The sequence below is a fragment of the Sphaerimonospora mesophila genome (assembly GCF_001417795.1).
Taxonomy (GTDB): domain Bacteria; phylum Actinomycetota; class Actinomycetes; order Streptosporangiales; family Streptosporangiaceae; genus Sphaerimonospora; species Sphaerimonospora mesophila.
This window is the reverse complement of record NZ_BCBX01000034.1, coordinates 19,620-38,360: the sequence shown is the minus strand read 5'-3', so window position 1 is coordinate 38,360 and position 18,741 is coordinate 19,620. Positions and strand designations below refer to the sequence as shown.

Below are 18,741 nucleotides of genomic sequence, written 5' to 3'. Positions count from 1 at the left end.
CGTCGAAAGGGGGTCGGCGGTGAACCGAGGTGCCTCTAGGGTCAACCGTGTGGGGCTGACCCTGCTCGGGCTGATCCTGCTGACGGCCGGTGGACTGGCGGTCGCGCGGTCCCTGGGCGCCTTCGGCGCCGCCGCCGCCGGTCGGCCACTGCTGACAGATGACGTCGCCGCGTTCGCCCGGACCCGTCCGTGGTTCTGGCCCGCCGCGGCCGCCGCGGGCATCGTCATCGGGGTCATCGGGCTGTCCTGGCTACTCGCCCAGTTCCGGCGCGACCGCAGGGATCGCTGGCGTGTGGAAACCGATTCGTCGGGCGTCACCGAGGTCGACTCCCACCCGGCGAGCCAGGCCCTGGCGGCCCAGGTCGGCGCCTATCCCGACGTGCGGCGGGCCCACGCCGCGCTGCGCGGCCCCTCCGACGCCCCCCGGCTCGACCTCGGGATCACCGCGCGGGAATCGGCCGATCTGAGCGACCTGGTCACCCGGCTGCACGACGAGGCGGTCGCCGACCTGCGTACCACGCTCGGCCTGACCCGCCTCCCCGCGCGGGTGCGGCTGCGTCTCGTCCCCGGCGGGCACGCCCGGCAGATCCGCTGACTCTTTTCACGAGGGATCCGGGGACTCGGGCGACACTCGGTCCGATTCGGCGTACGTCACGGAACTGCACGATGAACGGCGGTAAAAGTTCTATTGCCGTTGATTTTCCTCTTACCGCCAAACGAGCGGCAGATATGACACGGACGTTGATTAACAGTGTTTGAGCGGCTTGCTACCGGAAAGGGACAGCTCTCGGTTCGACGACAAGGAGGTGTTCCCGATGGGGAACGAGGACAAGTTCCGCGACAAAGCGGAAGAGCTCGGCGGCAAGGCCAAGGAAGGGCTCGGCAAGGTAACGGACGACGAGGATCTCGAGGCCCGCGGACAGGCCGAGCAGAGCAAGAGCAAGCTCAAGCAGGCCGGCGAAAAGGTGAAGGACGCCGCCGGCAAAGTGAAGGACGCGTTCAAGGACTGACCGGTCATACGGAGAGGCCCGGCCCTGCCGTCGACAGGGCCGGGCTCCTCCGCCGGCAGGGCCAGGACGGCCTCGCACCCCCAGAAAGCACACTCTCCGGTCGCCGTGACCGATCCCTGCTCGCCCCAGAGCCGGGTACGCGACACGCGGCGAACTCTCCATGGCAGGCCCGGCGCGACCGCGTCATGGCTTCGCGAACCTGGAGGTCGGACGTTCACCCCGGTCGAAGCGGATGGCGTGACTCCGACGTGACAACGCCCGGATAGCGTCGCCAAGGGCCGGCCGACCCTCCACATCCCAGCCGCCGGGCGGTCCGTCCGGCGTTCCCTCTCACCCGAAGGTGAACCATGACCTCCGCCTGCTCGAACGCGCCGCGATCTCGCCGTACGGGGGTGCGGTGATGGAGGACCTGTCGCCTGCGCTGCTGGTGCTGCTGGGACTGTTCGGCTTCGTCGGAGGGGTCGGCATCACCGCGCTCGGCCCCGGTGGCGTCCTGCCCACGATCGGGCTGTTCGTCCTGACCGACCTGTCCCCCGCGGAGGTGGCCGGCACCTCCATCGTCACTCACGTCGCCACCGGCGTGCTGGCCACCGCCGCATACACCCGGTCGGGACAGCTCCGCGAGCCCGGGACCCGTCGTACGGCGCTGATCCTGGCCGGCACCGCGGTGATCGGCACTCCGGTAGGTGTGCTGATCAACAGCATGGTGTCCATACGCGCGTTCGGGCTGGCACTCGGGCTGCTCCTGGTCCTGGTGGCCGCGCTGGTGTGGCTTCGCGAGCGGCACCGGCCCGCCGCCGGAGCGGCCCCGGCGGCGCCTCTGGTGGCCGGGCTCGGCTTCGCGGTGGCCGTCGCCGCCGGTGTCATCGGCATCGGGGGCCCGATGCTGACCGTGCCCCTGCTGATCACTCTCGGCGTCCCCGTGCTGGAATCCCTCGCATCGGCGCAGGTCCAGTCGATCGTCATCGCCGCGGTGGGGACGCTCGGCTATCTGGCGCACGGCGCGGTCGACTGGCCACTCGCCGCCCTCATCGGCGTCCCCGAACTCGCCGGCGTGCTCCTCGGCTGGAAGATCGCCCACGCCCTGCCGGCCCGAGGGCTCAAGTATGGGCTCATCGTCGTGCTGCTCGCCCTGGCCCCCTATCTCGCCCTCCACGGCTGACCCGTCGGCCGGACGTCACCTGGCGGCGGCGGCGGGGCGGGCGCGTACGTGCATGCGCTCGCCCTGCGGCCCGAACAGGGCCAGCACCTCGGTGGGCTCACCGCCGGGGTTGGTGAACGCATGCGGTGTACGGGTGTCGAACTCGGCCGCCTCGCCCGCTTCCAGCACCACGTCGTGTTCGCCGAGCCGTACGCGCAGCCGCCCCGACAGCACGTACAACCACTCGTAGCCCTCGTGGACCTGCTGCTCCGGCTCGTAGCCCGGCCAGTGCGGCGGGTAGATCTGCTTGAACGCCTGCAACCCACCGGGCCGGCGGCTCAGCGGGATGTACGTCATGCCATGCCGCTTGACGGGCCGCATGTGCACGCGCGGATCACCCGTCACGGGCGCGCCGATCAGCTCGTCGATCTGCACTTGATAGGCCCTGGCCAGCAGCAGCATCAGCTCCAGCGTGGGCTTGCGTCCCCCGGACTCCAGCCGCGACAGCGTGCTGACCGAGATGCCGGTGCTCTTGGACAGCTCCGCCAGCGTCATGCCGCGCTCCCGGCGCAGCCCCCGCAGCCGCGGGCCCACCGCCACCAGCACCTCATCGAGTTCCATCGCCCTAGATTGCCATTTCGGCAAGGAAAATTGTCAAATCGGCCCCAAGCCGCGGACAGTGGCGCGAAAGCGAACGAGCGAGGAGCCGCGCATGGATGCGACGTACGACGTGGTGGTGATCGGCGGCGGGGCCGCCGGGCTGAGCGGGGCGCTCACGCTGTCCCGGGCCCGCCGCAAGGTGTTGGTGATCGACTCCGGACAGCCGCGCAACGCCCCCGCGCAGGGCGTGCATGTGTTCCTCGGACACGAGGGTGTGCCGCCGCGTGAGCTGCTGGCCGCCGGCCGCGAGGAGATCGTGAAGTACGGCGGGCAGATCGTGACCGGCCTGGTCACGGCGGCGGAGCGGCTCGCCGACGGGCGTTTTCGCGTCACCTTGGCAGACGGATCCGCGGTCGGGGCGGCCCGGTTGCTGGTGGCCACCGGCCTGGTGGACGAGCTGCCGCCGGTGCCCGGCCTGGCCGAACGGTGGGGCCGCGAGGTGCTGCACTGCCCGTACTGCCACGGCTGGGAGGTACGTGATCAGGCCATCGGCGTTGTCGGTACCAGCCCGCTCGCCGCGCACCAGGCCCTGCTGTGGCGACAGTGGAGCGACGACGTGACCCTCTTCCTGCACACGGCGCCCGAGCCCGGGGAGGAAGCCCGCGAACAGCTCGCCGCCAGGGGCGTCACCGTGGTCGAAGGCGAGCTGGTCGAGGCCGTGCTGGACGGTGACCGGCTGACCGGAGTGCGGCTGGCCGACGGCCGGGAGATGCCACGCCAGGCGCTCGCCGTCGGCACCCGGCTGAACGCCCGGCTGGACGGGCTCGCCGGCCTCGGCCTGGAAACGGCCGAGCAGGACATGAACGGGTTCGTCCTCGGCACCTACATTCCCGGCGACCCCATGGGCAAGACCGGCGTGCCGGGTGTGTGGGTGGCGGGCAACGTGACCAACGTGATCGATCAGGTCATCAGCGCCGCCGCGGCAGGAGTACGGGCCGGGGCGGCCATCAACGCCGACCTGGTCACCGAGGAGGCCCGCGCCGCCGTGGCCGCCCACCGCGCCGCAGGCACGGCAACGGAGGAGGAGTTCTGGGACGACCGTTACCGCCAGAGCGAGCGGATCTGGAGCGGCGCCCCCAACGCCGTGCTCGTCCGCGAGGTCGCCGACCTCCCTCCCGGCCGTGCGCTGGAACTGGGCGGCGGCGAGGGCGGCGACGCCATCTGGCTCGCGGGCAAGGGCTGGCGGGTCACCGCCGCCGACATTTCCGGGGTCGCGCTGCGCCGCGCGGCGCGGCACGCCCAGGAGGCCGGCGTGGCTGACCGGATCGACTGGCAGCGGCACGACCTCGCAGAGTCGTTCCCCGAGGGCGTCTACGACCTGGTCACCGCCTGCTACCTGCACTCTCCGGGCGACATGCCGCGCGAGAAGATCCTGCGCCGGGCGGCCGCCGCGGTCGCGCCCGGCGGGGTGCTGCTGGTGGCCGGGCACGCGGGCTGGCCGGCCTGGCAGCAGGACGACCGACCCGACGTGCACTTTCCCACGCCGCAGGAGGTGTTCGACTCCCTGGAGCCGGCGGAAGGGGAATGGGAGCTGCTGCGCTGCGAGGAGTTCGAACGCGTCCAGAACGACCCGGACGGGAGGCCGACCACCCGCACCGACAACGTGCTCAAGATCCGGCGACGCCTGTGAGAACGACGAGCCGGGCCGAGTCGCACGCCGTTCGAACCGTCCCCTTGTCAGCGGGCTCCCGGCACCGGCTCTGACGCTGATTCCAGCGCTGGTCGGCCCCCTCTCCATGGCCGGTTGCGCAGAGCCGCTCGACCACGGCCCAACAGGGCGTGGCTCCTCCGATCGAACGCCTGACGGCGGCATACGCGCCTAGTTCGCGTCCGGGGAGATGGGATGCGGGTGATCAAGCCCTGCAGTCGATGCGGATGAGATCGACGCGACAGGGGACGGCCACTTCGTCATCCTTCGATTCGCTCACACCAATACGAAGGGGACGAAGTCCCACTGATGGCAGGCGGACAGACGACCGGGTGTCGAGAAAACTCGGTGGCGCGTTCGGGTGGCGGGTGGCTAGCCTCGTCTGTGTCCGACCGATCAGGGAGGCCGATATGACGTGCAAGGTCTACGGCGAGGTAGCCGCCGCCGCTACGACTCGTGAGTTCACCGCGATCTGACCTCCGCGCCCCTTTCTTCAGGGCCTGTCGTTCGGCCAGGTCCATGAACTCCTCATGCGTAGCGGCCGCTGCCGGTCGCGGATTCATCCGCGCCGCCGGCCACCGGCGCCTTAACCGGGCGCTCCGTCACCGCTTACCGCGCTAACACGAGGAGAATTCGTGCACTCCGCATCATCCTTCGAGCCGCTGACAGCGGCCGAAGGCGGACCCAGTCATGTCATCCGTGCCGGCCAGACCGTCAGGCGTTCCGCCCGGCCCTGGACCGGCACCGTCCACGCGCTGCTGCGCCACCTGGCCGACGCCGGGTTCACCGGCTGTCCCCGGGTGGTCGGCGAGGGCATCGATGCCGACGGCAACGAGGTGCTGACCTATATCGAGGGCAGCATCGCCCACCCGTACGCCTGGTCGGAGGAGGGCATCTGGCAGGTCGGCAGACTGCTGCGCGACCTGCACACCGCAACCGCCGGCTTCCGGCCACCACCGCAGGCAGCCTGGCAGCCGTGGTGGATGCACCGCACCGGTCCCGACTCCGTCATCGGCCACTGCGACGCCGGGCCGTGGCACACCGTCGCCCGCGACGGTATGCCGGTGGCGTTCATCGACTGGACCCTGGCCGGGCCGGTCGATCGTCTCGACGAGGTCGTCGCCGCCGCCTGGTGGCACGCTCAACTGCACGATGACGACGTCGCCGAACGCAACGATCTGCCGGACGCGGCTTCCCGTGCGCGGCAGCTGCGGCTGTTCCTCGACGGCTATGAACTGCCGGCCGCCGATCGGGGCGGACTGGTCGACCGGATGATCGAGTTCGCGATCCGCGATTGCGCCGCCGAAGCGACTCGGGCCGGGATCACTCCCGACTCGACCGACCCGGCGCCCCTGTGGGCGCTGGCTTGGCGGGCCCGCGCCGCCGACTGGATGATCCGTCATCGGACACTGCTGGCAGGCGCCGTTCAGGCGTAGGGACGGGTGCTTGAGGCCGGGGCGCCGACCGTCTCGATCGGCGCCCCGGCCGCTGCCGGAGCTCCCCCAAGGTCGGCGTCAAGCAGAAGCGAGCGTGAAGATCGCCGCGCCAGCCCGGCGCCTGAGGCGCTGCGTCACGACGGGCGAGTACGCGCCGCTCCCGGCCCATCCATAGACCAGAGCGCTGTTCCCTGTCGGCCCCGCTGACCGGAGAATCTCACGTACGGGCACCGCGCACCTACATAGGAAGTCAATCTTCGTGCCGGGCCAGTCCCGAGGTCACGATGTCGATGAGCAGGTCGAGGATCTTGGGATAGAGGGCCGGGTCGCCGAGCCGTTCCGCGAACATCGGCACCAGCAGCACGCACCGCATGACACCGATGATGACGGCGGGCTCGGCGGCGACCAACTCGCCCTGAGCTCTCTGTGCGGCGACGTACTCGGTCAAGGCGGCGGCGGGACTGTCGGACATGGCGGCGACCCGTTCTGGGGGCAGCTTGCGGGCCACGGCCTGCATCTCCTCCGGATGGGTCATCAGGCGGCGCCACAGCGGGTTGACCCTCAGCTCCTCGATGGTGGCGCGCAAGAAGCGGCGCAGCCCTTCGCGGGGGTCGTCGGCGCTCAGCAGCGCGCTGTCGACGACCCGGCGTTTGACCTCGCCGGATTGGCGCAGCATCAGCTCCAGATACAGCGCCTCCTTGGAGTCGAAGAAGACATAGAAGCTGCTCTTGGCCACCCCGGTGGGTGCCATCAACTCCTCCAAGGAGGTCTTGCGCAGCCCTTGGCCGGTGAACAGCTTCGCGCCGGTCTCCAGCAACAGGGCGGTGATGCGGGCCTTCTCCTCGGCGGTGAACGCGGGCGGCATCAGGGACGACCTTCCTGCGAATGACCATCTTGTTCATATGTTTTCACGGGCACGTCCGGCCACGGCCTGTCCGGCTGATGTCTCAAGGCCGCCACCTGCCGTCGATCACCTCCTGCGGGACGCTCCCCTGGGGTGCCGTCAGGATCTTGACGGTACGCGAGCCGACTTCGCTATGCTGAACGTATGAATAGTTATTCAGATGAGCGGGTTTCCTCCATAGGTGGCTGCGTGGTGCGCGTGGTCGACGCCGACCGGGTCGCCGCCGTGCGTGAGCGGATGCCGGCGGCCGTCGATCTGGCGGACACCGCCGACGTCTTCGGCCTGCTGTCGGATCAGAACCGGCTGCGGCTGCTGGTGGCGCTGCTGGAGGGCGAGCTATGCGTGTGTGATCTGGCCGCGGTCAGCGGGTTGAGCGAGTCGGCCGCCTCACACGCGCTGCGCCTGCTGCGCGCGCACCGCATCGTGGCGGTACGCCGCGCCGGGCGGATGGCCTACTACCGGCTGGAAGACCCGCACGTGCGAATGCTGCTGGACCTGGCGCTGGCCCACACCGAGCACACCGAGATCCTGCACCCAGAACGCGACGGGGGCCTCTGATGGGCGCCGGACACGGACACGGGCACGCGGGGGCCCGGCACCGGTGGCGACTGGCCACCGCCTTCTGCCTGGTAGGGGCGTACTTCTTCGTCGAACTCGGCTACGGCCTGGTCTCCGGGTCGCTGGCGCTGCTGTCGGACGCCGGGCACATGGCCGCCGACGTCGTCACCCTGGGCGCGGCACTGGTCGCCACTCGCATCGCCGCCCGCCCCGACACCACCGGCCGGCGCAGCTACGGCTCCTACCGCGCCGAGGTGTTCGCCTCCCTGCTGGCCGTGATCATGATGCTGGGCGTCGCCCTCTACGTCGTCATCGAGGCGATCGGGCGCATCGGCGGCCCCGCCGAGGTCTCCTCCGGCCCGATGCTGGTCGTCGGCGCGATCGGCCTGGCCGTCAACCTCGCCGCACTCATGATCCTGCGCGCCGGAGCCGGGGAGAGTCTCAACGTCAAGGGCGCCTACCTGGAGGTCATGGCCGACACCGCCGGATCCGTCGGCGTCATCGCGGCCGGCGCACTGGTGGCGACCACCGGACAGGCGCTGTGGGACACACTGGTGGCACTGGCCATCGGCGCGTTCGTCGCCGTACGCGCCGTCTCGCTGGGCCGTCAGGTGCTGGCCGTGCTCGGCCAGCACGTGCCGGAGGGCATGGACGCCGCCGCGGTGGCCACCGACCTGGCCGCCATCGACGGCGTCAGCGACGTACACGACCTGCACCTGTGGACGCTCACCTCCGGCATGCACGTGGCCACCGCCCACCTGGTCACCGCCAACCCAGACGACAACCACGCCGTCCTGGACCGGGCCCGCGACCTGCTGCTGCGCCGCCACGGCGTGGCCCACGCCACCCTGCAGATCGAACCCGCCGACCACCGCGGCTGCGACGAACTCGGCTGGTGACCTGGCAGGCCGTTCTCACCCGCCAACGCCACGGGCCGGCAGCGATCAGCGCGCTGTCTGCGACGCCCGACCATCGGCCGGCACCCGGCTGAGTCTCTCGTCTTCTTTCGGGTACGGCGCACCGGCGCGCGATGCGTCACTCGGCATGGCCCACGGCGGCGGCGCGGCGCAGGCCCTCCTCGTAGATGGCGACGAAGCGGTCGATCTGCCACAGCTGGGAGATGAAGATCAGCGCCCAGCCGAAGACCGCCGGCCAGGCCTCGACGCGGACCAGGCCGTACAGCATGATCGCCGCGCCGACTGCGGCCATGGCGATCAGCCAGCGGATCGCCGGCCGGTGCGCCTCGGCCGCCAGTGAGCGGTCGGCGGCGTACATCTTCTCGCCGTAGATGCCCTTCTCCGCCCAGCCGCGCGGCTCGTAGACCGGCTTGAACGCGTGCGGATTGATCCACATCCAGGTCACGCCCGCTGCGATCGGGGCGAGCGCCCACCAGCCGAGGGCATCGCGGAAGTAGATCGGCAGCAGGATCGGTGCCAGACCCGCCATGCGGGTCCACACGCTCCAGGCGTTGGCGTGCCGCTTCCAGGAGTCGTCGTTGAGGCCGAACATGGCGGCGGCGGCCTGGGTGAGCTTCATCGTTGCTCCTTCGGAAGGGGAACCGCCGGGACGCGCCCGAGAGTGAATCCATAAAACCAGGATGAAGTTTTGGTTTCAAGGGATCCACCGCGACCATCGATGGGCGAGTTCGCATCGTTTCAGGCGTTTCCGACGGTCCTTGTGAGCAGGTGGCGGCTACGGTCGCGACGATCCGCTGCGCCGGCTGACCGCCCGCCGGCCGGACTACGAGCTAGGTCGGCCTCCAGGTCCGCCGGCGTCCCGTCGATCTCGGCGGGCCCGTCACTGTTCGCGTTCTGTCTCCACTGCAGCCAGACCATGGCCACGACCCCGAAGGCAGCGCCGCCGGCGTTCCGTATCCGCGGCCGTCCGCACCGAAGCCGGCCTTCTCCGCCACGCCCACGCGACGAAGGACCAGGCAGGCTGTCACGTTACCTTGCGTGCTTGTGAACCCCTTCGATGGAAGGGATTCCGGCTCTCGTGCTCTCGGCGTCGGTCGGAGGTTCACCGCCTCCGCGATTCCCTCGCCCCCGCCGCCCAACTTCTTATAGTGGTCACTCGAATGCGCTGTGTAGTCATAATCTCGGGAGTGCACACGCCAGATCCCCAACCACCACAGGAGAGCGCATGCACACCGCCACCCCCCGGCCCGGCGGCACCACGCCAGGCCGTCTTCCCGCCAGAACCGCGCGAGGCGTCGCGGGAGCCGCGGCGGCGGCCGGGCTGCTGCTGGCCGCGGCCGCCCCGGCCCACGCTGCGATCACGAAGCCTTACACCAAACCGGGCACCTACACCTTCACCGTTCCCAAGGGGATCTTCAAGATCAGAGCGGTCCTCACCGGGGCCGGGGGCGGCGGCGGTGCCAGCGCGTACGGCTCCCGGAACCGGCCCACAACCGGGGGCGCAGGCGGAGGCGGAGGCGCCACCGCAGCCTGCACGCTGGCCGTCCGCCCCGGCGACAGGCTCACCATCACCGTCGGCGCCGGAGGCACCAGCGCGGGCGCCCAAGACGGCAAGCCCGGAACGAATTCGACCATCAGCTATCCCAACGCCGGCGGCGCGAGCGCCGAGGGCGGCCGCGGCGGTGGCGGGTACATCAACCACAACGGAGGCGCCGGAGGCTACGGGGCCACGTGGTGCATCGGCACCGACGGCGGCCTGACCTTTGGCCAGCCCGGCACCGGTAGCGAAGAACGCTCCGAGGGGCAACCCGGAGGCGCACCGGGGGCCGGGGTGCACAGAGCCTGTCCCCCCGGCACCGGCGTAGGCGGAAAGGGAGGCGACGGACACGGCGAAAATGTCGTCACCAATCCCGGCACCCCCGGTGGAAACGGCTGCGTCGTCCTCACCTACTGACACCACACGACGGGAACGGCGTCGGGCGTCCAGGTGATCCGGGTGCTTCTCCCTGATCCGCCCTCGACGAGGTGGTCGTCGAGGCTTCCCGCGTGTGCGGCATCGCCACCTCGTACATGGCACCATCGGACAGAGGCCGTCGCCCCTCAGGCCCCCCGGCAGCGGATCCGTGGGGCCGTATCGTGCATCCGCGCTGTTGGACGCCGCGTTAGACGCACGAAGGCCCCGCACACGGCGGGGCCTCAGCCTCATCGGCCGATCGCCGATGGAGCTGCGGCCGCGTCCCGGCGACACCGCCCTGCGGCTGGAGCGGGTCCGCGAGTTCCCGCCTGATGGCGGGGACCGGCCGCCTCGAGCGCACCGCGACCGAGCGGGCCGCTCGCACGCTGTCTGCCTGGTCGGTGACGACCAAGGTCTCGACCGCGCTCCTGACGGCCGCATGGGGCGTGCTGGGCGGCCTGCTCGGCCCCCGCACGGCCATCGGCCTGGCCGGCGTGCTCCTGCTGGCGACCCCGCTGCTGCTCCCCCGGCGCCCGGCCGCCCTTCCCGCCGAGCCGGAGCCGGCCACCTGACACGGAGTGATCAGCGAACTCTGCGTACCGCCGGCGCCCTCATGAACGCCAACCCCGGTTCCGGGAACCCCGGGGTGTGAACACCCATCTCACCGGCCATGGTCCCTCGGGCTCGTCCAGAAACCGGGCCGGACTGCGGGTCTGTGGCGTACGGCTCGTGCTCGACGCCGACGAGTGCGAGTTCGATGGGTCGCCGTCGTACTCGGGAAAGAATCGGGCGGATACGGCCCTGCTCTGAGGTTTCGCCGATCCGGGCAGACCAGGTCAACGGGGACGACATGGAAGAGCCCCCGCCGTGACGGGGGCCGGCCCGGTTTCGGTGCCGTCCGGGGTGTCAGTAGGTGACGGCGACGCAGCCGTCGCGGCCGGGAGAACCGCCCTCGGCCGAATAGCGGTTGGTGACTCCGCCGTTGCCGCCGTTTCCGCCGTCGCCGGTGCCCGCGGGGCAGGCGCTGGGCACCCCGACCGCGGCCGCGCCTCCCATCCCTCCCCGGCTCGATCCGCTGGAGGTGCCGGCCTTGCCCATGGCGAGGGTACGGTCGGTACCGGCGCATCCGGAGGCTCCCCAACCGTCACCTCCCAGACCGCCGTCTCCGCTCCGGGTCTTGTGGGCCGTCTCACCGCCGTGACCGCCCTCGGCGCTGCCTCCTTTGCCGAGGATGGTTGCTCTCGATCTTCCTCCCGCTGGGGCGCTTTCGGCGAAAATGGAGCCGCCGGCACCGCCGGCACCGACATCGATGAGCAGCGCGTTGCCGGGACGTACGGTAAAGGTGCAGGACACGGTGGCGCCGCCGCCTCCTCCGCCGCCGCCCCATGCGGGTTTGGCGTCGTCGCCGGGGTGGGCGCCGCCGCCACCACCACCGGCCCCGGTCAGGGTCACTCTGATCTGGGACACACCGGCGGGCACGACAAAGGTGTGCTCCCCCGGTGTGGTGTATGCCTTCGTGGTCTCGGCGTGGGCGGGGGCGGCCATGGTCAGCAGCAGCCCGGCGGCCGCCGTGGCGGACGCGACGCCTCCTGCGGTTCGGGCCAGAAGACGGCCTGGCGTGGTGTGGCGGGGCCCGGGGGTGGCGGTGTGCATGCGCTCTCCCGTGTGACGGTTACGGATCTTGCAGGTGCACTCCAAGACTATGACTACAGAACGCATTCGCGTGACCACTGTTCGAAGTTGAGCGACGCAGTCGATGCGAGGGGTGGACAGCGGGCGGCCGTGCTTGGTCAACCAGCGTCGGCACGGGTGAGCCTCGCCATAGCGGCCCTCAGATCGTCCACGAGGGCGCCAGCCGCATGCCGGCCACCGCTATTGCAGGCCGAAGCCGACGCCGGCAGCGCCGCCTTCGCCGACGACCTCGACACAGGCGACCGTCGCCTGGTGGTGCGCAACGGCTCCCGCTCCCCGCGCGAGGTTCTGATCGCGACGCGATCGAGGTTCACGCGCCCCGGGTCGACGACAAGCGCACCGTGCTGGTTTCATAAGATCGCGAACGTTCTCGGGGCCATGACGAAGTCGCGCACCCGGGAGCGAAGAAGGCTCTGGCGGAGATCTGGAACGCCGAGGCCAAGGAGCACGCGCCGGCGGCGGTGGCGGCGTTCCGGGCGGCTTACGGCGCCAGGTACGGCAAGGCGGTGGTCAAGGTCGTCGATGACATCGAGGAGTCGCCGGCGTTTTACGACTTCCCGGCCGAGCACTGGATCCATCTGCGCACGACGAATCCGATCGAGTCGGCGTTCGCAACCGTCCGGCACCGCACCAAGATCGCCAGGGGGCCGGGCTCGCGGGCGGCCGGGTTGGCCATGGCGTTCAAGCTGATCGAGTCGGTCCAGGCCCGCTGGCGCACGGTGAACGCATCGCATCTGGTGGCTCTCGTACGTGCCGGAGCCCGCTTCGAACGCGGCGTACTCACCGAGTGTGACGAGGTCAGCGCAGCATGACCGGTCACGCCGAACGTCCGCTGCTCTTCCTCGACGTCGACGGACCGCTTCTCCCCTTCGGCGAGGACCCGCGACGCGCACCGCGGGGTACGACACCCGACTCGCGTTCGGCGCGGCTCACCTCCGAGGTGGGGAGTCGACTGGCAGCGCTGCCCTGCCGACTCGTCTGGGCGACGACCTGGGAAGAGGAGGCGAATGGCGAGATAGCGCCCCGGATCGGGCTGCCGCGACTGCCTGTCGTGAGCTGGCCGGAGCCAACCGACCACCACCAACGTGAGGACCAATGGTTCGGGCTCTGCTGGAAGACCCGGACCCTGGTGAACTGGGCGGGCGGACGCCCGTTCGCCTGGGTCGACGACGAGATCACCGACGCCGACAGGGAGTGGGTCTCCGCGCACCATAGCGGTCGGGCTCTCCTTCACCACGTGGAGTCATACCGGGGACTCGCCGACGAAGACTTCGTAGCCCTCGATCAATGGCTTCGAGCTGTGTGAACCACCCACGATCCACAGATTTTGACAATGCTCCCGTGTCGAAGAGAACCGGAGCCCCCGATGTTGTGCCGCGCTGCTCCTCCCCTTCTTCTCGACCTTGGGCCCGGCAGCCGATAGTGCTGTCGATCCCCCATCACCACCCTGACCGCTGGTGCTTCCTACGTCCCCGGATTCGTCAGCTCGCTGTCGTCGACCTGGTACATGAACGACCCCGCCGACTCCTTCCAGCGCCGTCCGCTCGTCCGGCGTCAGAACCTGCCGCTGAACCACTCGGGCAGGTAGGCGCGCAGGCCGGCGGCGCCATTCAGTGCCACGGACATCACCTGGAGATCCTGAGCGTCACGACGGTGGCCGGGCGAGTTTCGCGGCCACGGCGTCGAGGATCCAGTCCAGGCCGGTCGCGAAGGACGTCTCGGCGTCCACCTCTGTGCCTTCGTGCACGACCTTGGCCAGCGCCGGGAAGCGGCCCGTGGCCAGCATCCTCATCACATGCGGTCCGGAGGCGCGCTGCCAGTCGCGCTTGGACAGGCCCGTGGCGCGCTCGGCCCGCAGGTTCGCGATCTCGTGCCTGATCGCGCCAGTGAAGTAGGCGCCGACGGTCTCCACGGCGCGCATGACGGTCTCGAGGTCGGCGAGGCCGTCGAAGGCGGCCAGCGTGGCCTCGGTCACGGCGAGGGCGTTCGGACCCAGGGCCGGACGGCCGCCGAGCAGGTCGGCCAGCCATTCGTGACGGAGTGCGGCCTTCCTGGTGCCGTCGGCGAGGACGCGCAGCGCCTCCCGCCAGTCATCGGGCCGTTCCGCGGGGAGGATCTCGGCGTAGACCTCGTCCACCATGAGGTCGAACAGCTCCTCTTTGGTGGAGATGTATCCGTACAACCGCATCGGGCCGACGTCCAGCCGGGCGGCGACCTTACGCAACGACACCGCCTCGAGCCCGCCCTCGTCGGCCAGCGCGACGGCGGCGGCGACGATTCGCTCCCGATCGAGCGGTGCGGGGCGAGACGGCGGCTCCGGCCGGTCCCACACAGTCATGAATACATCGTACTGTTGCCATACACTGTCTCAGCAAAATACAGTGTATTTACGTGAGACATCGTATCGCCGTGATCGGAGGCGGCCCCGCCGGCCTGACCTTCGCCCGCGTCCTGCACCGCCACGATCACCCCGTCACCGTCATCGAACGTGATCCCGCCCCCGACGCTCGTCCTCCGGGCGGCACGCTGGACCTGCACGAAAAGCTGGGCCAGCTCGCGCTGAGCAAGGCAGGGCTGCTGGCGGAGTTCCAGGCGCTGTCCCGTCCCGAGGGGCAGGCCATGCGCATCCTGGACACGGACGGGACCGTGCTTCGCGACTGGCGACCCCGTCCGGATGACCGGGCCAATCCCGAGATCGACCGAGGGCAACTCCGCGACCTGCTGCTCGGCCCCCTCGACGTTCGGTGGGGGCAGCGCGTGACAGAGGTCGTGCCGGGAACCCGGGACGGCGTGCTGGTCCATTTCGCGGACGGGCGACAGGAGACGTTCGACCTCGTGGTCGGCGCGGACGGCGCCCGGTCCCGGGTCCGCCCGGCGGTCTCGGCCGCGACGCCCCACTACACCGGCGTCACCTTGATCGAGACCTCCCTGGACGACGTCGACACCCGCCACCCCGACCTCGCCCGTTTGATCGGCGACGGTTCCGTGGCCGTGTACGGCGTGAACCGCGCACTCGTCGCCCAGCGCAACAGCGGTGGCCACGTGAAGGTGTACGCCCAGTTCCGCGCGCCGCTGGACTGGCACACGGACCTGGACCGCCATGTGAACCAGAACCGGCGCGCGGGCATGGACGCGAGCTTGGACCTGGCCGACGCCGACGCCGTGCGATCAAGCCTGCTGGCCATGTTCGACGGCTGGGCCGCCCCCGTCCTTGATCTCCTCCGCCATGGCACCGCTTTCGTCCACCGCCCCCTCTACGTCCTGCCCGTGTCCCACACCTGGACCCACGTCCCCGGGGTGACGCTTCTGGGCGACGCCGCGCACCTGATGCCCCCGTTGGGGGTGGGCGCGAACCTCGCGATGCTGGAAGGCGCCGAACTCGCCGAGTCCGTCGCCGCCGCCCCCGGACCTGGCGATCTGGACGAGGGTGTCCGCGCCTTCGAGGAACAGATGTGGGCACGGGCCGGCAGGTGGGCGAAGATCACGGCGGTCGGTCTGGAACGCCTCGTGAGCCCGGACCCCGCCGAAGCCCTCGCCCTCTTCGATGAAGTTCAGCCATCCTGACTGCCGAATGAGGTCCCCCCTGTTCTCCGGACACCTCGCCTGAGGCCACGCGCTGGACCCTCGGCGACCAGATCGGCTCCGCCCAGCGCGTTCCCCGTCCGGAACCACACGCCGCCTGACCTCCAAGGAGCCGACGCGCGGGAAAGGGGGAAGTAGGAGCGGCCCGGCACGTTGATGCGGCGGCGGCCGGGCGCGTTGTCGGCCTCGCGCATGGGCCGGTGGATCATCCGCGTGATCGCGGCCCAGGTGATGTGCATCGCCGACGGCTCTGATAGGCCCCCGTAGGAACACCGCTTCTAAACTTGCGGTATGCCCGATACGCAGTACGAAGACCTGCTCCGCCGTGTGCTCGCCACCGGCGCCCGTAAGGCGGATCGCACCGGTACGGGGACACGGTCGATCTTCGGTCACCAACTGCGCTACCGGCTGTCCGACGGCTTCCCGCTGATCACGACGAAGAAGGTCCACTTCCGCTCGATCGCGTACGAGCTGCTGTGGTTCCTGCGTGGCGACGCGAATACCGCATGGCTGCGGGAAAACGGCGTCACGATCTGGGACGAGTGGGCGGCGCCGGACGGTGATCTCGGCCCGGTCTACGGCGTGCAGTGGCGGTCGTGGCCGACCCCGGACGGCGGACACATCGACCAGATCAGCGAGGTGTTGCGCACGTTGCGCGAGAACCCCGACTCTCGGCGGATCATCGTGTCCGCGTGGAACGTCGCCGACATCCCGCGGATGGCGCTGCCGCCGTGCCACGCGTTCTTCCAGTTCTACGTCGCCGACGGCGAACTCTCCTGCCAGCTTTACCAGCGCAGCGCTGACCTGTTCCTCGGCGTGCCGTTCAACATCGCCGGCTACGCGCTGCTGACGCACATGATCGCCGAGCAGGTGGGGCTCGGCGTCGGTGACTTCGTCTGGACCGGAGGCGACTGCCACATCTACGACAACCACGAGGACCAGGTCCGCACGCAGCTCGCACGCCGGGCACGGCCGTTCCCCACGCTGTGCCTGAAGCCGGCCGACAGCCTGTTCGACTACACCTACGGTCACTTCGCGCTCAACGGTTACGACCCGCACCCCGGCATCCCGGCGCCGGTGGCGGTGTGATCGGGCGAAGTGGATCGCTTCACATCGCAGTCGCCCCGGCCGTCATCCAGATCAGGTCGGCGAGCTGCTCGGGAAGGCCGGGAGAGAAGTAGACATGACCCATGCCCTCAACGATGTGCAGGTGGGCGTCCGGGATGGCGGCGGCCAATGCCTCAGCATGGGCGAGCGTGAAAAGCGGATCCTGGTCACCGTGGACGATCGTGGTCGGGGCGGTGATCGTTGAGAGCGGTGTGTACAAGTCCGGGCCCTTCTTCCTGCCGATGAGGCCGTGGTGGGCGGCGGCGGACGGGTCGGTCGCCCTCGCCCGGCATCGCCGGAGAATCGCTTCGGCGGCCGGCTCGTCGAACGGGCGGACGTCGCCGTTCATGACCCGGAAGCCGGCCAGGTCGGCTTCCACCCCGGGCGCGGTGTCGGCCGTGCCGGCCAGGTGCCTGAGGAAGCGGGGGGTCGGTGGGGGCAGGTCATCGGGGTCGGCGGGTTCGCCGGCCATGGCGCGTCGCAGGACCGGCCCCGGGTCGTGGCTCATCACCGTGGTGGAGAGCAGGGTCAGCGAACGTACCCGGGCCGGCGCGTGTACGGCCAGCCACTGCGCGATCACGCCTCCCATCGACGCGCCGGCCACATGGGCGGACGGCAGGCCGTAGGCGTCGAGAACAGCCAGCGCGTCGGTGGCCAGGTCGGACAGACCGTACGGATGCCGGTCGACGTCGATGATGCTCGACCGGCCGGTGTCACGATGGTCGTACCGGATCACCTGCATGCCGCGGGAGACGAGGCGGTCGACCAGCGCATCGGGGTAGACGATGCCCTGGGCCGACGCACCCGCGATGAGCAGGACGGCGGGGCGGTCGGGGTGTCCGGTCCGTTCGGTCCACAGGCGCAGCGGACCGGAGCTCACGAAGGTCTCGGTCATGATCTGTGACAGTAGACGAGCCGGCGACAGGAGCCGACGACTTTTTCCATTCACGGGAGTGACTCACCAGCGGACGCAGCCTCATCGCAGTGCGGTCGGCGTTGACGCCACAGCCCGACGGCGAAGGCCGCCGAACGTGTGGATTTCGTGATCTGGCCGTCCGGTGGGATCGGTTCTACTCCTCGGCCGTCGCGTCGGGCTCACGCAGGGGCAGCCCCGATGGGCGTCGGCGTCGACACCACCCCGCCGGACGCGCCGACCCCCACGGTGGTCGCGCTGCCGACCGCCGGACGGCAACGGCAAGAACCACGACAAGGCCAGGGTCGTGGTCGGCGACGGCCGCTGACCACGCCCATCGACCGCCGGCCCCGGGATGCCCCCTCATCGGCCGTCCCGGGAGCCGACGACGCCGAGGCGGTTCCCCTGACCAGGGGTAAGGGCATGACGCCCGGCCCGCCCGCCGGAATCGTGGCGGGATGCCCGATCAGCTCCAGGTGGCCTTCTTGAGCACGCCGGGCAGCTCCTTGTGGTCCCACAGGTCCACCACCAGGATCTTCGAGGTCCGCAGGAACCACTCTCGCTGCCTGAACCTCACCTTCCGCCCCGAACTGCCCTGCGCCTCGCAGTAGCCGGGCCAGGCGGTGTACGCGGCCGTGTGCCCCCGCCCGACCTGCCGCAGCCCTCTCGCACCGGCCTTGTCTCCGAAAACCGTGAGGCTCATGCCTCCGAAGGGACACGACGGCTGGGCGAGCGTGGGTATGTACTGCTTCTTTCCGTTGTAGCCCCACTGGGACAGCGTCTTGGGGCCGACCAGCCAGAAACCCCTGCAGTCGGCGTAGAAGTACTCGGGATCGGTGCAGGCACCGGTTATCACCCTGGCCGTGTCGCCGTAACGGCGCACCTTCCACGCCGACGGCATCCTCAGGTTCATCCCCCGGAAGGAGAAGGTCGTGGTCCCGCGGGCCGACTGGGCGGACACGCCCGACGGGATCCCGGCCGGCGGCGCTCCCACGGCGGCCGAGGCGGCGGCGGGAACGGCCAGCGTGGCCGCGGTGGTCAGGACGGCCAGAACGGCAGATCGTTTCCTCATGCCCCGGAAGCTACCGATCAAGACTTGCGAGTCACTTGAGGGTGAGCAGCAGCGTGAGTGGAATCGCCTCGACGGAAGAAGTTCCCAGGGCACCTCGTCGGGGAGGAGAAGGGCGGCGGCCGCCGTACCGAACAGGTGAGTTCGGTA

At 70.2% G+C, this 18,741-nt stretch carries 20 protein-coding genes and 1 pseudogene; 14 read left to right on the top strand and 7 right to left on the bottom strand.

Annotated features, from left to right (window positions below):
• Nucleotides 1-19 precede the first annotated feature (19 nt).
• The 3 genes from amaP to AP234_RS12380 all read left to right on the top strand — a co-directional run bounded on the left by amaP (nt 20) and on the right by AP234_RS12380 (nt 2,172).
• Nucleotides 20-595, top strand: coding sequence for an alkaline shock response membrane anchor protein AmaP (gene amaP / locus AP234_RS12390; protein WP_063842881.1), 576 nt, complete (start codon nt 20-22; stop codon nt 593-595).
• Nucleotides 596-815: 220 nt separating this feature from the next.
• Nucleotides 816-1,010 carry a CsbD family protein gene (locus AP234_RS12385; protein ID WP_055479780.1) on the top strand — a complete coding sequence of 65 codons (195 nt, stop codon included), beginning with the start codon at nt 816-818 and terminating at the stop codon, nt 1,008-1,010.
• Between the two features lie 340 nt (nt 1,011-1,350).
• Complete coding sequence (locus AP234_RS12380) at nt 1,351-2,172, top strand: sulfite exporter TauE/SafE family protein (RefSeq protein ID WP_235558134.1); 822 nt, start codon at nt 1,351-1,353, stop codon at nt 2,170-2,172.
• Between the two features lie 15 nt (nt 2,173-2,187).
• On the opposite strand, the gene AP234_RS12375 is transcribed toward AP234_RS12380, so the two are convergent.
• Complete coding sequence (locus AP234_RS12375; protein ID WP_055479779.1) at nt 2,188-2,772, bottom strand: XRE family transcriptional regulator; 585 nt, start codon at nt 2,770-2,772, stop codon at nt 2,188-2,190.
• A 91-nt stretch (nt 2,773-2,863) separates the two neighbouring features.
• Here AP234_RS12375 and AP234_RS39500 point away from each other — a divergent pair, with 91 nt between their 5' ends.
• Together AP234_RS39500 and AP234_RS12365 are read left to right on the top strand one after the other, a co-directional pair.
• The gene (locus tag AP234_RS39500) at nt 2,864-4,441 is read left to right on the top strand and encodes a bifunctional NAD(P)/FAD-dependent oxidoreductase/class I SAM-dependent methyltransferase (RefSeq protein ID WP_055479778.1); all 1,578 of its coding nucleotides are present in this window, start codon (nt 2,864-2,866) and stop codon (nt 4,439-4,441) included.
• A 653-nt stretch (nt 4,442-5,094) separates the two neighbouring features.
• The gene (locus AP234_RS12365; RefSeq protein WP_055479777.1) at nt 5,095-5,895 is read left to right on the top strand and encodes a hypothetical protein; all 801 of its coding nucleotides are present in this window, start codon (nt 5,095-5,097) and stop codon (nt 5,893-5,895) included.
• 250 nt (nt 5,896-6,145) lie between these two features.
• On the opposite strand, the gene AP234_RS12360 is transcribed toward AP234_RS12365, so the two are convergent.
• A complete protein-coding gene (locus AP234_RS12360) occupies nt 6,146-6,760 on the bottom strand; it encodes a TetR/AcrR family transcriptional regulator (protein ID WP_055479776.1) in 615 nt (204 codons plus the stop codon).
• Nucleotides 6,761-6,943: 183 nt separating this feature from the next.
• Between AP234_RS12360 and AP234_RS12355 the strand changes: the two genes are divergently transcribed.
• Together AP234_RS12355 and AP234_RS12350 are read left to right on the top strand one after the other, a co-directional pair.
• The gene (locus AP234_RS12355) at nt 6,944-7,357 is read left to right on the top strand and encodes an ArsR/SmtB family transcription factor (protein ID WP_055479775.1); all 414 of its coding nucleotides are present in this window, start codon (nt 6,944-6,946) and stop codon (nt 7,355-7,357) included.
• Nucleotides 7,357-8,256: a cation diffusion facilitator family transporter gene (locus tag AP234_RS12350; protein ID WP_055479774.1), complete on the top strand. Its 900-nt coding sequence runs from the start codon at nt 7,357-7,359 to the stop codon at nt 8,254-8,256. The genes AP234_RS12355 and AP234_RS12350 overlap by 1 nt, the downstream gene beginning before the upstream one ends.
• A gap of 136 nt (nt 8,257-8,392) precedes the next feature.
• Here AP234_RS12350 and AP234_RS12345 read toward each other — a convergent pair whose 3' ends face one another.
• On the bottom strand, nt 8,393-8,893 hold the full coding sequence (locus AP234_RS12345; RefSeq protein WP_055479773.1) for a DUF6653 family protein: 501 nt from the start codon (nt 8,891-8,893) through the stop codon (nt 8,393-8,395).
• A 606-nt stretch (nt 8,894-9,499) separates the two neighbouring features.
• Here AP234_RS12345 and AP234_RS12340 point away from each other — a divergent pair.
• The 3 genes from AP234_RS12340 (at nt 9,500) to AP234_RS37205 (ending at nt 11,038) form a co-directional block, all read left to right on the top strand.
• Complete coding sequence (locus AP234_RS12340; RefSeq protein ID WP_055479772.1) at nt 9,500-10,228, top strand: glycine-rich domain-containing protein; 729 nt, start codon at nt 9,500-9,502, stop codon at nt 10,226-10,228.
• Between the two features lie 332 nt (nt 10,229-10,560).
• A complete protein-coding gene (locus tag AP234_RS12335) occupies nt 10,561-10,800 on the top strand; it encodes a hypothetical protein (protein WP_055479771.1) in 240 nt (79 codons plus the stop codon).
• 76 nt (nt 10,801-10,876) lie between these two features.
• A complete protein-coding gene (locus AP234_RS37205) occupies nt 10,877-11,038 on the top strand; it encodes a hypothetical protein (protein WP_160330422.1) in 162 nt (53 codons plus the stop codon).
• Nucleotides 11,039-11,134: 96 nt separating this feature from the next.
• On the opposite strand, the gene AP234_RS12330 is transcribed toward AP234_RS37205, so the two are convergent.
• Complete coding sequence (locus tag AP234_RS12330; protein ID WP_055479770.1) at nt 11,135-11,881, bottom strand: hypothetical protein; 747 nt, start codon at nt 11,879-11,881, stop codon at nt 11,135-11,137.
• Between the two features lie 366 nt (nt 11,882-12,247).
• Between AP234_RS12330 and AP234_RS12325 the strand changes: the two are divergent.
• Nucleotides 12,248-12,732, top strand: a pseudogene (locus tag AP234_RS12325) (transposase); the annotation flags it as partial.
• Nucleotides 12,729-13,226, top strand: coding sequence for an HAD domain-containing protein (locus AP234_RS12320; RefSeq protein WP_055479769.1), 498 nt, complete (start codon nt 12,729-12,731; stop codon nt 13,224-13,226). The pseudogene AP234_RS12325 and the gene AP234_RS12320, both read left to right, overlap by 4 nt.
• Nucleotides 13,227-13,565: 339 nt before the next feature.
• Here the strand turns inward: AP234_RS12320 and AP234_RS12315 are convergent, their stop codons facing one another.
• The gene (locus AP234_RS12315; protein ID WP_055479768.1) at nt 13,566-14,258 is read right to left on the bottom strand and encodes a TetR/AcrR family transcriptional regulator C-terminal domain-containing protein; all 693 of its coding nucleotides are present in this window, start codon (nt 14,256-14,258) and stop codon (nt 13,566-13,568) included.
• A 53-nt stretch (nt 14,259-14,311) separates the two neighbouring features.
• Between AP234_RS12315 and AP234_RS12310 the strand changes: the two genes are divergently transcribed.
• Together AP234_RS12310 and AP234_RS12305 are read left to right on the top strand one after the other, a co-directional pair.
• On the top strand, nt 14,312-15,484 hold the full coding sequence (locus AP234_RS12310) for an FAD-dependent oxidoreductase (protein ID WP_055479767.1): 1,173 nt from the start codon (nt 14,312-14,314) through the stop codon (nt 15,482-15,484).
• 309 nt (nt 15,485-15,793) lie between these two features.
• The gene (locus AP234_RS12305; protein ID WP_055479766.1) at nt 15,794-16,591 is read left to right on the top strand and encodes a thymidylate synthase; all 798 of its coding nucleotides are present in this window, start codon (nt 15,794-15,796) and stop codon (nt 16,589-16,591) included.
• 19 nt (nt 16,592-16,610) lie between these two features.
• Here AP234_RS12305 and AP234_RS12300 read toward each other — a convergent pair whose 3' ends face one another.
• Nucleotides 16,611-17,504 carry an alpha/beta fold hydrolase gene (locus AP234_RS12300; protein WP_200926488.1) on the bottom strand — a complete coding sequence of 298 codons (894 nt, stop codon included), beginning with the start codon at nt 17,502-17,504 and terminating at the stop codon, nt 16,611-16,613.
• A 484-nt stretch (nt 17,505-17,988) separates the two neighbouring features.
• Nucleotides 17,989-18,594, bottom strand: coding sequence for a hypothetical protein (locus tag AP234_RS12295; protein ID WP_055479765.1), 606 nt, complete (start codon nt 18,592-18,594; stop codon nt 17,989-17,991).
• Nucleotides 18,595-18,741: the final 147 nt, after the last annotated feature.